General features: G+C 70.1%; 15 protein-coding genes and 1 tRNA gene. 9 read left to right on the top strand and 7 right to left on the bottom strand.

Annotated features, from left to right (window positions below; translation table 11 throughout):
- Nucleotides 1–70 precede the first annotated feature (70 nt).
- Together P3T29_RS23420 and P3T29_RS23415 are read left to right on the top strand one after the other, a co-directional pair.
- A complete protein-coding gene (locus P3T29_RS23420) occupies nt 71–277 on the top strand; it encodes an excisionase family DNA-binding protein (protein WP_280718558.1) in 207 nt (68 codons plus the stop codon).
- The gene (locus P3T29_RS23415; RefSeq protein WP_280718557.1) at nt 274–1,569 is read left to right on the top strand and encodes a site-specific integrase; all 1,296 of its coding nucleotides are present in this window, start codon (nt 274–276) and stop codon (nt 1,567–1,569) included. Before P3T29_RS23420 ends, P3T29_RS23415 begins: the two co-directional genes overlap by 4 nt.
- A gap of 95 nt (nt 1,570–1,664) precedes the next feature.
- Here P3T29_RS23415 and P3T29_RS23410 read toward each other — a convergent pair whose 3' ends face one another.
- The 4 genes from P3T29_RS23410 to P3T29_RS23395 form a co-directional block, all read right to left on the bottom strand.
- Entirely contained in the window at nt 1,665–2,147 is a 483-nt protein-coding gene (locus P3T29_RS23410; protein WP_280718556.1) for a hypothetical protein, read from the bottom strand.
- Nucleotides 2,148–2,199: 52 nt separating this feature from the next.
- Nucleotides 2,200–2,610, bottom strand: a complete 411-nt coding sequence (locus P3T29_RS23405; protein ID WP_280718555.1) for a hypothetical protein — start codon at nt 2,608–2,610, stop codon at nt 2,200–2,202.
- A gap of 200 nt (nt 2,611–2,810) precedes the next feature.
- Nucleotides 2,811–2,884: transfer RNA gene (locus P3T29_RS23400), tRNA-Pro, on the bottom strand.
- Nucleotides 2,885–2,983: 99 nt separating this feature from the next.
- Entirely contained in the window at nt 2,984–3,925 is a 942-nt protein-coding gene (locus P3T29_RS23395) for a metallophosphoesterase (protein WP_280718554.1), read from the bottom strand.
- Between the two features lie 151 nt (nt 3,926–4,076).
- Here P3T29_RS23395 and P3T29_RS23390 point away from each other — a divergent pair, with 151 nt between their 5' ends.
- Nucleotides 4,077–4,532: a GatB/YqeY domain-containing protein gene (locus P3T29_RS23390; protein ID WP_280718553.1), complete on the top strand. Its 456-nt coding sequence runs from the start codon at nt 4,077–4,079 to the stop codon at nt 4,530–4,532.
- A 135-nt stretch (nt 4,533–4,667) separates the two neighbouring features.
- Here the strand turns inward: P3T29_RS23390 and P3T29_RS23385 are convergent, their stop codons facing one another.
- Nucleotides 4,668–6,968 carry a transglycosylase domain-containing protein gene (locus P3T29_RS23385; protein WP_280718552.1) on the bottom strand — a complete coding sequence of 767 codons (2,301 nt, stop codon included), beginning with the start codon at nt 6,966–6,968 and terminating at the stop codon, nt 4,668–4,670.
- A gap of 400 nt (nt 6,969–7,368) precedes the next feature.
- On the opposite strand from P3T29_RS23385, the gene P3T29_RS23380 reads away from it, so the two are divergent.
- Nucleotides 7,369–7,692 carry a WhiB family transcriptional regulator gene (locus P3T29_RS23380; protein WP_280718551.1) on the top strand — a complete coding sequence of 108 codons (324 nt, stop codon included), beginning with the start codon at nt 7,369–7,371 and terminating at the stop codon, nt 7,690–7,692.
- 92 nt (nt 7,693–7,784) lie between these two features.
- On the opposite strand, the gene P3T29_RS23375 is transcribed toward P3T29_RS23380, so the two are convergent.
- Nucleotides 7,785–9,098 carry an ArsA family ATPase gene (locus P3T29_RS23375; RefSeq protein ID WP_280718550.1) on the bottom strand — a complete coding sequence of 438 codons (1,314 nt, stop codon included), beginning with the start codon at nt 9,096–9,098 and terminating at the stop codon, nt 7,785–7,787.
- Nucleotides 9,095–10,168, bottom strand: coding sequence for an ArsA-related P-loop ATPase (locus P3T29_RS23370; protein ID WP_280718549.1), 1,074 nt, complete (start codon nt 10,166–10,168; stop codon nt 9,095–9,097). The genes P3T29_RS23375 and P3T29_RS23370 overlap by 4 nt, the downstream gene beginning before the upstream one ends.
- A gap of 263 nt (nt 10,169–10,431) precedes the next feature.
- Here P3T29_RS23370 and P3T29_RS23365 point away from each other — a divergent pair, with 263 nt between their 5' ends.
- The 5 genes from P3T29_RS23365 (at nt 10,432) to P3T29_RS23345 (ending at nt 13,135) form a co-directional block, all read left to right on the top strand.
- Entirely contained in the window at nt 10,432–10,590 is a 159-nt protein-coding gene (locus tag P3T29_RS23365; RefSeq protein WP_095874066.1) for a DUF4177 domain-containing protein, read from the top strand.
- A complete protein-coding gene (locus P3T29_RS23360; protein WP_280718547.1) occupies nt 10,590–11,060 on the top strand; it encodes a RidA family protein in 471 nt (156 codons plus the stop codon). The genes P3T29_RS23365 and P3T29_RS23360 overlap by 1 nt, the downstream gene beginning before the upstream one ends.
- A 66-nt stretch (nt 11,061–11,126) precedes the next feature.
- Nucleotides 11,127–12,011, top strand: a complete 885-nt coding sequence (locus tag P3T29_RS23355) for an NUDIX hydrolase (protein ID WP_280718546.1) — start codon at nt 11,127–11,129, stop codon at nt 12,009–12,011.
- 102 nt (nt 12,012–12,113) lie between these two features.
- The gene (locus tag P3T29_RS23350; RefSeq protein WP_280718545.1) at nt 12,114–12,317 is read left to right on the top strand and encodes a hypothetical protein; all 204 of its coding nucleotides are present in this window, start codon (nt 12,114–12,116) and stop codon (nt 12,315–12,317) included.
- Nucleotides 12,314–13,135, top strand: coding sequence for an MBL fold metallo-hydrolase (locus P3T29_RS23345; RefSeq protein WP_280718544.1), 822 nt, complete (start codon nt 12,314–12,316; stop codon nt 13,133–13,135). Before P3T29_RS23350 ends, P3T29_RS23345 begins: the two co-directional genes overlap by 4 nt.
- Nucleotides 13,136–13,179: the final 44 nt, after the last annotated feature.

Genomic DNA, 13,179 nt, shown 5'->3' with positions numbered 1-13,179 from the left:
CTAATCGCCCATCCCTGGAACATCGACAACGGCGGCGCGTAGCCGAAAGCGCCGTCGGGATAGGACACCCATGTCTGCAACCGCGATACAGCGGAAGTGGCACACGACGGCTGAGGTCGCCGACATGCTCGGCTTCGGCCTGTCCAAGACGAAGATGCTCGTCCTCTCCGGGCAGATCCGCTCCGTGGTCATCGGCCGCAACCGCCGCATCCTGCCGCTCTGGGTCGACGAGTACGTGACCCGCGTCGTCGCCACCGCCGAGGAGGTGGCGGCATGAGCGGCAAGCGCGGCAACGGTGAAGGGTCCATCTACCCTTACCGCAACGGCTTCGCGGCGTACGCCTGGGTGACCACGCCCACCGGCAAGCGCGACCGCAAGTACGTCTACGGCAAGACCCGCACTGAGGTCCACGACAAGTGGCTCAAGCTCCACAACGCGGCAAAGGCCGGCCCAGTGGCTACCAGCACCCCGACGCTGGAGCAGTACCTCGCCTTCTGGCTGAAGGAGGAGGTGGAGGTCAACCTCAAGCCGCTCACCGCCGCGACCTACGAAACGGCCGTTCGCCTCTACATAGGTCCGTTCCTCGGCGCCAAGCGGGTCGACAAGCTCAACGTGCGCGACGTGCGCGAGTGGCTCAACAAGCTCGCCGCCACCTGCCAGTGCTGTGCACAGGGCAAGGACGAGCGCCGCCCGGAGGAGCGACGCCGATGCTGCGCGATCAGCAAGTGCTGCCGCCAGTACCTGTCCAAGCGATCCGTCGCCGACGCCCGTACCGTGCTCCGCAGCGCGCTCACCTACGCGATCAGTGAGGAGATGATCTCCCGCAACGTCGCCCAGCTCGTGAGGATGGCCAAGCCCCGCCCCCGCAAGGTCATCCCGTGGTCGGTCGACGAGGCGAGCCGGTTCCTCGAATCGGCGCGTGCTGACCGTGACCCCCTGTACGGGGCCTACGTGATGATCCTGGTCCTCGGCCTGCGCAAGGGCGAGGTACTTGGGCTGCGCTGGTCGGACGTCATGCTGGACCGGGGCGAGGTCCTCATCCAGCAGCAGCTTCAGCGTGTGCGGCGTCGGCTGCTGCACTCCGAGGTCAAGACCGATGCCTCGGAGTCGTTGCTCCCGCTGCCGGACGTCTCCCTGGCCGCGCTGCTGCTGCGTCAGAAGAGCCGCGACGCCCACAAGCTCGCCGCCCGCGAGCTGTGGACGGAGTCCGACCTCGTCTTCACCACGAAGTACGGGACGCCGGTCGAGCCGCGCAACTTCAACCGGCGCTTCGAGTTCCGCTGCGAGCAGGCCGGCGTGCGGTTGATTCGCGTTCATGACACCCGCAAGACCTGCGGCACGCTGCTGGCGGCCCTGGACGTCCACCCCCGTGTGGCGATGCAGATCCTGCGGCACTCGCAGTTCGCGGTGACCATGGAGATCTATACCCAGGTCCCTTCCGAGCAGACTCGCAACGCACTTCGGAAGCTCGGCGCATCTCTCGACAGCAGCCGACCCAACCAGGTATCAGGCGAAGACGGAGTCTCTCGGCCCTCTGCCGCCGACGAGGGGCGGGGAGGTCTCATGTAGGCGCTTGAGCCGTAGATGATCAACCTGGGCGGGGGTCCAGCCGGTGCGATCTGGCTGGACCCCCGCCAGTTGGCTTGCTGGGGCTGGACGCGTCGTCAGTGCTTCAGATTGGCGAATGGCAGCGCGCCGTACAGTGCTTCGAACTCGGCGAGCAGAGCCTTCTCTGCGTTGCGTGGTTGCGCACTGCACTGCCATCCGACCAGGAGGGTGGCGTGGGCCTTCAACTGCCAGATGTAGCGGCCACCATGGTGACTGGTACCACCGAGGCCATGGCGGGCGTACTGCGCGAGCCGGCCACGAAGGCCGTGGCCGCCGGCCGCACCCGTGTCGGCCTTGCCGATGTAGACGATCTCGGCGCCGTCCACCCACTTCCCCGCGAGGCTCTCCACGTTCACCGCTGGATCACGCTGCTTGCGCCATCCGGCCGTGCTGGTCGCCAGGAAGGCCGGGGCCGGACCAGGTGTGCGGACCACGACGTAGATCCCGCCGGTCGACGGAATCTCGGCGCCTGGGACATCGGAGAAAGGCACGAACCCGCTGAAGCCCCGCACGAGAAGTGCCTGGCGCGTCAGTGTCATGGTGGAGAGTATGGCCGTCACCGTCCCACCCTGGACAGGCCGGTAGAGCGTCTCACCTCGCCCGGTAGTAGGCGAAGACTCGATCGCGCTCCACTTCCCACGACCAAGCGGTATCGGTGCCACGGTAGAAGGGATCGCCGTTGGCGAGTTCGAAGAACTGCCCGGAGGGCTTCCCGCGCTGCTTGTTGACCACGATGGCCGTGAGCATCACGGGGGAGGCCTCGCGGTGTTCTCGAAGGCAGGCATCCTCGAGGAGGAAGCTCATTGCGGTCGAGTGGTGGTAGACCCGGTGTCCCTCGATTTCCAGGTCGGCGCTCAGTTCGCTGTAGCAGTCGGCCCGGCCCTCGACAGCCCAGCGCTTGAGCACCTCGACCATGGCGTCCAGAGCCGCGTTGTAGGGCGGCGAGTGGCGCCGGAGCCGAGGGCGCTTGGCCGGGGGCTGCTTGTCGTCTTGATTTTCCATGACGGCATGTCAGCACATTCGCCGAGCCATAGCGAGGGGGCCGACCAGAAGAGCCAGCGATCTGATCGCGTGTGAGGCGCGGGCCCTCGGTCGACCCGACTGCTGGCGGTCGCTGCGGGAGGTTGAGGTTGCTGTACTTTCGTGCTGGCACATACGTCAGAGGCCCTATCGGATCTCTCCGATAGGGCCTCTGACCTGGGTCGGGGTGGCGGGATTTGAACCCACGGCCTCTTCGTCCCGAACGAAGCGCGCTACCAAGCTGCGCCACACCCCGGTCCTGCGTTTGTCGCTCCGTTGTCCGGTGCAACGAGTAGAACTCTACCGGACAGGTGCCGAGAGACGAAATCCGATTCCGTGGGCGCTGAGCAGGGGCTCAGGGGCGGGGGGTGAGGGTCAGCAGGGTGGCTTCCGGGGGGCAGGCGAAGCGGATCGGGGTGTAGCGGTTGGTGCCGCAGCCGGCCGAGACGTGCAGGTAGGAGCGGTGCCCGCCGGCGCGGTGGTCGGAGAGGCCCTTCACCCGCTTGGTGTCCAGGTCGCAGTTGGTGACGAGGGCGCCGTAGAAGGGGATGCAGAGCTGGCCGCCGTGGGTGTGGCCGGCGAGGATCAGCGGGTAGCGGTCGGCGGCGAAGGCGTCCAGGACGCGCAGGTACGGGGCGTGCACCACGGCGAGGGAGAGGTCGGCGTCGGCGGACGGGCCGCCGGCGACCTCGGTGTAGCGGTCGCGGCGGATGTGCGGGTCGTCCAGGCCGGTGAACTCGACGTCCAGGCCGGCCAGGGTGAGGCGGCCTCGGGAGTTGGTGAGGTCCAGCCAGCCCGCCGCGTCGAAGCCGTCCCGGAGCTTCTCCCACGGGTTGTGGACGGCGCCCGTGATGCCGCGTCGTCCGGAGCCGTCCGGGTTGTTCATGCCGTGGACGCCGGTCTTCAGGGCCTGCAGGTAGCGGGCCGGGTTCTTGCGGGCGGGCCCGTAGTAGTCGTTCGAGCCGAAGACGTACACGCCGGGGAACTCCAGCAGCGGCCCGAGCGCGTCCAGGGTGGCCGGTACGCCGAGCGGGTCGGAGAGGTTGTCGCCGGTGTTCACCACCAGGTCGGGGCGGAGCCCGGCGAGGCTCTGCAGCCAGCGCTGCTTCTTGCCCTGCCCGTCGACCATGTGGATGTCGGACACCTGCAGGACCCGGATCGGACGGGCACCCGGCGGCAGGATCGGGACCTCGACCCGCCGTAGCCGGAACGAGCGGACCTCGTATCCGGCGGAGTAGGCGAGGCAGGCGGCGCCGGTGGCGGCGATTCCGAGGGGGACGGAGTACAGCGGTCGCATCGGTCCATGGTCGCAGACGACGGCTGGGACGGTGCACGCCGGTTCGGTCCCGGCCTGCCCCCGGGCCGTCCGCCCCGCGACTGACGGCCGATCAGTGCGCCGAGGGCGATATTGGGCGGCGTTCGGGCAGCTCAGGTGCGAGGATCGGCCTATGACAACGCTCAAGGAGCAGCTGCAGGAGGACCTCACGGCTGCGATCAGGTCCCGGGACGAGCTGCGCTCGTCCACCATCCGGCTGACGCTGTCCGCCGTCACCAGCGAGGAGGTGGCCGGCAAGGTGAAGCGCGAGCTCTCGGACGACGAGGTGCTCAAGGTGATCGCCAAGGAGGCGAAGAAGCGCCGCGAGGCCGCCACCGCGTTCGCGGACGCCGGCCGTACGGAGTCCGCCGCGCTGGAGCGGGCCGAGGGCGAGGTGCTGGCCGAGTACCTGCCCAAGCAGCTCAGTGACGAGGAGCTGACCGCGATCGTGGCCGAGGCCGTTGCGGCGAGCGGGGCGACCGGTCCGCAGGGCATGGGCGCGGTGATGAAGCTGGTGAAGCCGAAGGTCGACGGTCTGGCCGAGGGCGGCCGGGTCGCCGCCGCAGTGAAGGCTGCGCTGACCGGCTGAGGCGCTGACCAACTGAGGCACCGGACCGGCTGAGGCGCCGACGTCACCGGTATATAGAGAGGTACGGCGGAGGGCACCGACTCGCTACGTGAGTCGGTGCCCTCCGCCGTACGCGCCCCAAGGGCCGAGCAGCCGTCAGTGGTGTCCCGGCTTGGTCGGCTTGCCGGTGGGGATGCCGCCAGCGGGTCCGCCGCCGGGGCCGCCGCCGATGCCGTTTCCGCCGTTGAGGGTGCCCGGCGGGAAGGAGAAGCCGCCGCCGATCAGGCCGCCGCCCGCGTTGGTCGCGCCGCCGCCACCGTTGGTGGTGTCGGTCGCGGGCGGGCTGGCGGCGCCGGTCGGGGTGGAGCCGGCGTTCGGGTCGGGGGTCGCCGTCGCGTCCGGGATCTGGACCAGCTGGAACTGGGTGATCGGCGTGCCCAGGAGCACGTCGTTCATGGCCATCTGCCAGATCGGGCCGGGGCCGTCGGCGCCGTACACCTGGGTGCGGTAGCTGCCGCCGATGCTGATGTCGCGCATCGAGACGTTGCCGGTCGGGCCGCCCAGCCAGACGGCGGTCGCGAGGTCGGGGGTGTAACCGTCGAACCAGGCCGCGTAGCGGTTGTCGGTGGTACCGGTCTTACCGGCGAACGGGCGGCCGTCGTCGATCTTGATGTTGGCCGCGGTGCCCTTCTCCGTCACCGTCTTGAGCAGGGTGTTGACGCCGTCGGCGGTGCTCTGCGACATCGCCTGGGCGCAGTTGGCCTGCGGGACGGTCAGCTTCTTGTTCGTCGCGTCGACCACCGAGCTGATCGCGATCGGGTCGCAGTGCAGGCCGCGCGCGCCGAAGGTGGCGTAGACGCTCGCCATCATCAGCGGGCTGACCTCCTCGGTGCCGAGGACCATGGACGGGGCCTCCAGCACCGGCAGGCCGTTGGCCAGGTTCTTGATGCCGACCTTGTTGATCATCTGCTTCATCGGGCAGAGACCGACCTGCTGCTCCAACTGCACGAAGTAGGTGTTGACCGACTTGGCCATCGCCTGGTTCATCGAGAACGGGCCGACCTCGCTCGCGCTCTCGTTCTGGACCGGGACGCCCTTCTCGTTCCAGGTGCCGTTGCAGGTGGACATCTTCGGGTAGTCCATGTCGTGCGGCGAGGGGAACTGCTGGGTGATCGGGGTGCCCGACTCCAGCGCGGCCGCCGCCAGGATCGGCTTGAAGGTCGAGCCGGGGGCGAAGCCGTTGCCGCCGCCCATGGCCGCGTCGACGTTCAGGTTGAGGACGGTCTGGTGCTGCTTGGCGTCCAGGCCGTACTGCCGGGTCTGGGCCATCGCCAGGATCTCGCCGGTACCCGGCTTGACCATGGTCATCGCGGCCGACACGTCGTCGGTCGGGTACACCTTGGTCGTGACGGCCTTGTAGGCCGCGGCCTGCTTGTCCGGGTCTATGGTCGTGTAGATCTTCAGGCCGCCCTGGCTCCAAAGCTGCTGCCGGTCGGCCGCGCTCTTGCCGAAGACCGGGTCGTTCTTCACCACGTGCCGGACGTAGTCGCAGAAGAAGCCCATCCCGGCCTGCGCGGTGATGCAGCCGTTCAGCGGCTCCTTGTACGTGATGCCCAGCGGACTGGCCAGCGCGTCCTTCGCCTGCTGCGGGGTGATGTGCTTGTACTCGAGCAGCTTGTTGATCACCGTGTCGCGGCGGGTCTGCGCGGCCTTCGGGTGCAGTATCGGGTCGTACGCCGACGGGTTCTGGACCATGCCCGCCAGCATCGCGGCCTCGGGGATCGTCAGATCCTTGGCGCTCTTGTTGAAGTAGCGCCCGGCCGCCGCCTCGACGCCGTACGCCTGGTGGTCGTAGTAGGTGATGTTCAGGTAGTTGGTGAGGATCTCGTCCTTGGTCAGATCCTGTTCCAACTTGATGGCGTACTTCAGCTCCTGGATCTTGCGGCCCAGGCTCTTCTTGGTGGCTTCCTGGAAGGCGGCCTGGTCCTCGCCGGCCTTCTCGATGTTGACGTTCTTCACGTACTGCTGCGTCAGCGTGGAGGCGCCCTGGCTGGCCGCGCCGGACGAGGCGTTCTTGCCGACCGCGCGGAGCACGCCCTTGATGTCGACGGCGCCGTGCTGGAAGAAGCGGTTGTCCTCGATGTCGACCTGGGCCTGGCGCATGATGGGCGCCATCTGGTCCTTGGTCAGAATGGTGCGGTCCCGGTCGAAGACCTTGGCGATCAGCCCGCCCTTGGCGTCGTAGATGTACGAGGCCTGGGAGAGGGGCGGGGTCTTGAAGTCGTCCGGGATGCTGCCCAGGCTGTCCGCGCCGCTCTTGACGGTCAGGCCGAGCGCGCCTACGGCGGGCAGCGCCATGCCGGCCACCAGGATCCCGGAGAGCACGCTGATGCCCAGAAACCTGACTCCGAGCCCGGCCTTGTCGAGCGGTGATCCCGCGGGTCGATGAGGTGCCATGGGGAGAAGACTACGTCGATGAATCCCGCACATGGGGGCAGGTGTTCGCCTACGCTTGTCACAAGAGTGCGACAGCTGCACTCCGTACATTTTCATCACTCTTGTGGGTGATGAGGTTTGCCCGAATTGAAGTGGTTCGGGGGGTTTGGCGGCCCTTGCCGCCGCTGTTCCCATGGCAGAGCGTGACGATAGAGCCCTGGCGGGGCCTGGCAAGGCCCGCGACCTGCGATCACTCCAACGAGTGAGGTGCCAGGTACCCATAGTCCGATCGGGTCATTCGAGATTGGGCACGGCGGGGCTGTTGCTCGCTGTGGTTCTTCCGTAACGTCCTCAACTGGCAACGGTGAATATGCCGTTGCCGCCGTGGGGGAGCCTCGATTCGGGAGAGGACGGCGCCGGCATGGGCTGGGTAGACGACTGGAGTGCGCAGGCTGCCTGCCGCACTAGTGATCCGGACGAACTGTTTGTTCAGGGGGCGGCGCAGAACCGCGCCAAGGCGGTGTGCAGTGGGTGCCCGGTACGCACCGAGTGCCTGGCCGACGCCCTGGACAACCGGGTCGAGTTCGGGGTGTGGGGCGGGATGACCGAGCGCGAGCGGCGTGCGCTGCTGCGACGCCGTCCGACGGTGATGTCGTGGCGGAGGTTGCTGGAGACAGCGCGCACGGAGTACGAGGAGTCGCTCGCGACGGGCATCATCCTCACCGACTACGCGCAGGCGGGCTGACAGCGCCCGTAGCAAGGGACGTCAGGGGCTGGGGGGCTGACCTGACGTCCGCTCGAAACCTGGACCGACCGGCCGGTTACGGGGGCCGGTCGTCAGCGTCGGCCGCCGAGGCGTTCTCCGATCTCGCGCAGGCCCTCCAGGTCGTGCACATCGCCCGCGAGGGCGCCGACCTCGACGATGGGCACGTCCGGATACACCGAGACGAACCGGTCCCGGGTGCGTCGCTCCCGGTCCATGATCTGCATCCGCTCGGCGTGCAACCGCAGCAGCCCGGCGGCCAGCGTCTCGGCCGCCACCGAGGCCGCCACCGAGGCATTCGGCGAGGCATTCGGTGGGGCGGTCGGCGATGCGTTCGATGCGTCGCCCTGCGTCCCGCTCGGCGACCCGGCCGTGGACCCGTTCTGCGACCCGTTCTCCTCCAGTGCCTCGGCCGCCGCCTGGGCCCGCTCCGCCGTCAGCTGCGGGGCGCCGGTGCTGTGCACCCGGTTGAGCACCAGCCCGGCCAGCGGCATGGTGTCGGCCGCCAGCCGGTCCACGAAGTACGCGGCCTCGCGCAGCGCGTCCCGCTCGGGCGCGGCCACCACCAGGAAGGCCGTACCGGGTGCCTTGAGCAGCTGGTACGTACGGTCGGCGCGCTCGCGGAAGCCGCCGAACATCGAGTCCATCGCGCCGACGAAGGTCTGAATGTCCGTCAGCAGCTGGGCGCCGAAGATCTTGCCGAGCGTGCCGGTCAGCAGCCCTACGCCGACGTTGAGGAACTTCATCGCGCTGCGCCCGCCGACCTTGGCCGGTGCGGTGAGCATCCGGATCAGCTTCCCGTCCAGGAAGGAGCCGAGCCGGTTCGGCGCGTCCAGGAAGTCCAGCGCCGAGCGGGACGGCGGCGTGTCCACCACGATCAGGTCCCACCGGTCGGCCGCGCGCAGCTGGCCGAGCTTCTCCATCGCCATGTACTCCTGCGTGCCCGCGAAGCCGGCCGACAGGGACTGGTAGAACGGGTTCTCCATGATCGCCTTGGCCCGCTCCGGGTCGGTGTGGGCGAGCACGACCTCGTCGAAGGTCCGCTTCATGTCGAGCATCATGGCCTGCAGCTCGCCGGGCCCGGAGACGCCCTTGACGATCCGTGGGGTGTTGTCCAGCTCGGTCAGCCCCATCGACTGGGCGAGCCGCCGGGCCGGGTCGATGGTCAGCACGACCACCTTCCGCCCGCGCTCGGCCGCCCGCAGCCCGATCGCGGCGGCGGTGGTGGTCTTGCCGACGCCGCCGGAGCCGCAGCAGACCACGATCCGGGTCTTCGGATCGTCGATCAGCGCGTCCACGTCGAGCGACGAGGCGGGCGTCCGGCCGGCCGGACGCGCGGCGGAGCGGCCGCGCTGTCCGGTGGTGGAGGTTGTGGTGGAGGTACTCATGCCGCCCCCTGCTGCTTGAGTTCGCCCGCCAGCCGGTACAGCCCGGCGAGGTCGACGCCCTCGCCCAGCAGCGGGAGTTCGTACGTCGGCAGCCGCAGCTGCTGCAGGTCGATTCGCTGCGCCCGCTCCAGTTCGACCCGCTCCGCGTGCTCGCGGGCCTGGTCCAGCAGGGGGTCGAGCAGCGGCTCCACGGCCGCCCGTACGGTCGCCGCCGTACGGGAACGCCCGCCGAGACCCACCGCGCCGAGCGCGACGGCGACCTCCTCGCGGTGGTCGCCGTCCACCGCCGCCAGGGCGGCCGCGTCCAGCAGCGGCGGGCGGACCATGTTCACCAACACCCCGCCCACCGGAAGCCCGGCCTCGGACAGGTCGGCGACGCCGTCCACGGTCTCCTGCACCGGCATCTCCTCCAGCACGGTGACCAGGTGCACCGCCGTCTCCGGTGACTTCAGCACCCGCATCACGGCCTGCGCCTGCCCGTGGATCGGGCCGAACCGGGCCAGCCCGGCGACCTCGGAGTTGACGTTCAGGAACCTGGTGATCCGCCCGGTCGGCGGCGCGTCCATCACGATCGCGTCGTACGCCCGCCTGCCGTCCGGACCCTTGCGGCGGGCCGCCTCGCACGCCTTGCCGGTCAGCAGGACGTCCCGGACGCCGGGGGCGATGGTGGTCGCGAAGTCGACGAAGCCGACCTTCTGCAGTGCCTTCCCGGCGCGGCCGAGCTTGTAGAACATGTCGAGGTACTCGAGCAGCGCCTGCTCGGTGTCGATCGCGAGGGCGAAGATCTCGCCGGTGGCCCGGCTGCCCCCCGGCAACCCCAGCTGGGCGCGGGAGACGGTCGCGACCTTGCGCTCCTCGTACGGCAGCGCGGCGATGCCGAACAGCTCGGCGATGCCCTGTCGGCCCTCGACCTCGATCAGCAGCGTCCGGCCGCCGTCCGCCGCCAGTGCGAGCGCGAGCGCGGCGGCGACGCTGGTCTTGCCGGTTCCGCCCTTGCCGGTGACGACGTGCAGCCGCACGCCCTCCCAGTCCGGGTCGTGCTGGTCCGGTGGGCCGGGGGTGCTCGCCACGCTCCGTCTCCGTCCGTCTCAGAGGGCCTGCACCGCGAGGTGCCGTCTCCGCGAGCGTAACCACGGACCGCCCCCGATGCCGGGAGCACCGGTGCGGACGAGCTGATTCATGCCCGCTTTGTGGCTCACCTCACACTCACCTCACGCCCACCTCGCACCCGCCGCGCACTCGGCTCACGTCCGCACCCCCTGGCCCGGGCCGTCCCGCCGGACACGGTCGGCGCGGCGCAACCCTGCCCTGCTCCTCGTCTAGAGTCACCCCCATGACCAAGTGGGAATACGTCACCGTGCCGCTGCTCGTGCATGCCACCAAGCAGATCCTCGACACCTGGGGAGAGGACGGCTGGGAGCTCGTCCAGGTCGTCCCGGGGCCGAACAACCCCGAGCAGCTGGTTGCCTACCTCAAGCGGGAGAAGAGCTGATGAGCAAGGTTGAGGAGAAGCTGGCCGAGCTCGGCCTGACCCTCCCGCAGGTGGCCGCGCCGGTCGCCGCGTACGTCCCGGCCGTCCGTTCGGGCGACCTCGTGTTCACCTCCGGCCAGCTGCCGATGGTCGCGGGCAAGCTGTCCACCACCGGCAAGGTCGGCGCCGAGGTCACCCCGGACGAGGCCAAGGCGCTCGCGCAGATCTGCGCGCTCAACGCGCTGGCCGCCGTGAAGTCGGTGATCGGTGACCTGGACCGGATCGAGCAGGTCGTCAAGGTGGTCGGCTTCGTCGCCTCCGCCCCCGACTTCACCGGGCAGCCCGGCGTGATCAACGGCGCGAGCGAGCTGCTCGGCGCGGCGCTCGGCGCGGCCGGCGTGCACGCCCGCAGCGCGGTGGGCGTCGCGGTCCTGCCGCTGGACGCTCCAGTCGAGGTCGAGATCCAGGTCCGGGTCACCCCGGAGGCCTGAGAACGGTGCGCAACTGGGCGGGGTTGGACTCTTCCAACCCCGCCCTCGCGTGCATAGCATCCGAGCATGGATCATCGATCAGCTGCGCGAGTGCCCGAGTTCGGGATGCCGCCGTCCTGGCCCGCCCGGATCCGTGCGGTCGCGGCCGGTGAGTTGACGCCGCTGGTGCCGAAGCCGTCCGCCACCGTGGTGCTGCTGCGGGACGGAGCGCCCGGCGGTGCCGCCGGCCCGCAGGCGTACCTGCTGCGCCGCCGGACCTCGATGGCGTTCGCGGGCGGGATGTACGCCTACCCGGGCGGTGGGGTCGACCCGCGCGACGCCGAGGTGGAGCTGGGTTGGGCGGGGCCGTCCCCGGCCGAGTGGGCGGAGCGCCTCGGGGTGGACGCCCGGACGGCGCAGGCGGTGGTCTGCGCGGCCGTTCGGGAGACCTTCGAGGAGGCCGGCGTGCTGCTGGCCGGGCCCGACGCCACCACGATGGCCGAACCCCGGGACTGGACCGCCGAGCGGGCCGCCCTGGAGGCGCACGAGCTCTCCTTCGCCGACTTCCTCCGCAGCCACGGCCTGCTGCTCCGCAGCGACCTGCTGGCCGGCTGGGCGCGCTGGGTCACCCCGGAGTTCGAGGAGCGCCGGTACGACACCTGGTTCTTCGTCGCCGTGCTGCCCGCCGGGCAGGACGCGGCCCAGCAGGTCGGCGAGGCGGACCGGGTGGCCTGGCTCTCGCCCGCCGAAGCCGTCCAGGGGCACGCGGACGGCCGGTACGGGATGCTGCCGCCGACCGTCACCGTCCTGCGCGAGCTGCTCGGGATCCGGACGGCCGCCGAGGCACTCACGGTCGCGGCCGACCGCAAGGTCGAGCCGATCCTGGGGCGGGCCGAGCTGGTCGGTGACCGGATGACGGTGCGATGGTCGGGGTATGAAGAGCTGACAATCGACGGTAATTTCCCCCAGTAGTCCCACCCCAGTCCCACTCCGGCCCCAGCCGCACCCAGTTGCACCCCGTAGAACCGCCACCTACCGCCACTCACTGCCACCTGAAGGAAGGAACCTCGCCCGATGGACCACAACGACGTGGCTCGCCGGACGGCGCACACCATGCCCGCCCGTGCCCTGGCTCCCCGCAGCCTCTCCGCCCGCAGCCTGACGCCTCGGACGCTCGGCCTCCTGGAACCCGCACCGTTCCCGGACCCGACCGTGCACTCCCTCGAGCGCCCGCTGCGCGGCCGGAAGGTGATTCGTTTCTGCGAGGGCGGCCGGTGAGCGGTCTCCTGCCGGGTGACCCCGCCGCCTCCGTCGGCGGCGAGGCCACCCCCCGGGCGTTCTGCGTCCTGGCGCCCAACCCCTCGGCGATGACGCTCGACGGCACCAACACCTGGCTGCTCTCCGAGCCCGGCTCGGACCTCGCCGTCGTGGTCGACCCGGGGCCGCTGGACGAGGGCCACCTGCACCGGGTGATCGAGGCCGCTGAGCAGCGCGGCAAGCGCATCGCGCTGACCCTGCTCACCCACGGCCACCCCGACCACGCCGAGGGCGCGGCCCGCTTCGCCGAACTCACCGGCACGGGCGTCCGGGCGCTGGACCCGGCCCACCGGCTCGGGTCGGAGGGCCTGCGCGGCGGTCAGGTGCTGGATGTCGGCGGCCTGGAGGTGCGCGTGGTCGGCACCCCCGGGCACACCGCCGACTCGCTGACCTTCCATCTGCCCGCCGACGGCGCCGTGCTGACCGGTGACACCGTTCTCGGACGCGGCACGACCATGGTCGCGTACCCGGACGGCAAGCTCGGCGACTACCTGGACTCGCTGCGCCGCCTGCACACCATGGCGGCCGAGCGCGGTGTCCGGACGATCCTGCCGGGCCACGGCCCGGTCCTGGTCGACGCGCTCGGCGCGGTCGACTACTACCTTGCGCACCGGGCGAACCGGCTGGCCCAGGTGGAGACGGCGGTGGAGGCCGGCTTCCGGACCCCGGCCGAGGTGGTCGCACGGGTCTACGCCGACGTGGACCGCGCCCTCTGGCCCGCCGCCGAGCTCTCGGTACGGGCCCAGCTCGGGTACCTGGAGGACCACGGGCTCATCTAGGCTCGGTTCGGTCGGACAGCGCATCCAGTACTCAGAGCAAGCAC

It is taken from the genome of Kitasatospora sp. MAP5-34, from assembly GCF_029894335.1.
Lineage (GTDB): Bacteria > Actinomycetota > Actinomycetes > Streptomycetales > Streptomycetaceae > Kitasatospora.
The sequence above is the reverse complement of the archived record's forward strand: the minus strand, read 5'-3'. Positions and strand labels throughout refer to the sequence as shown.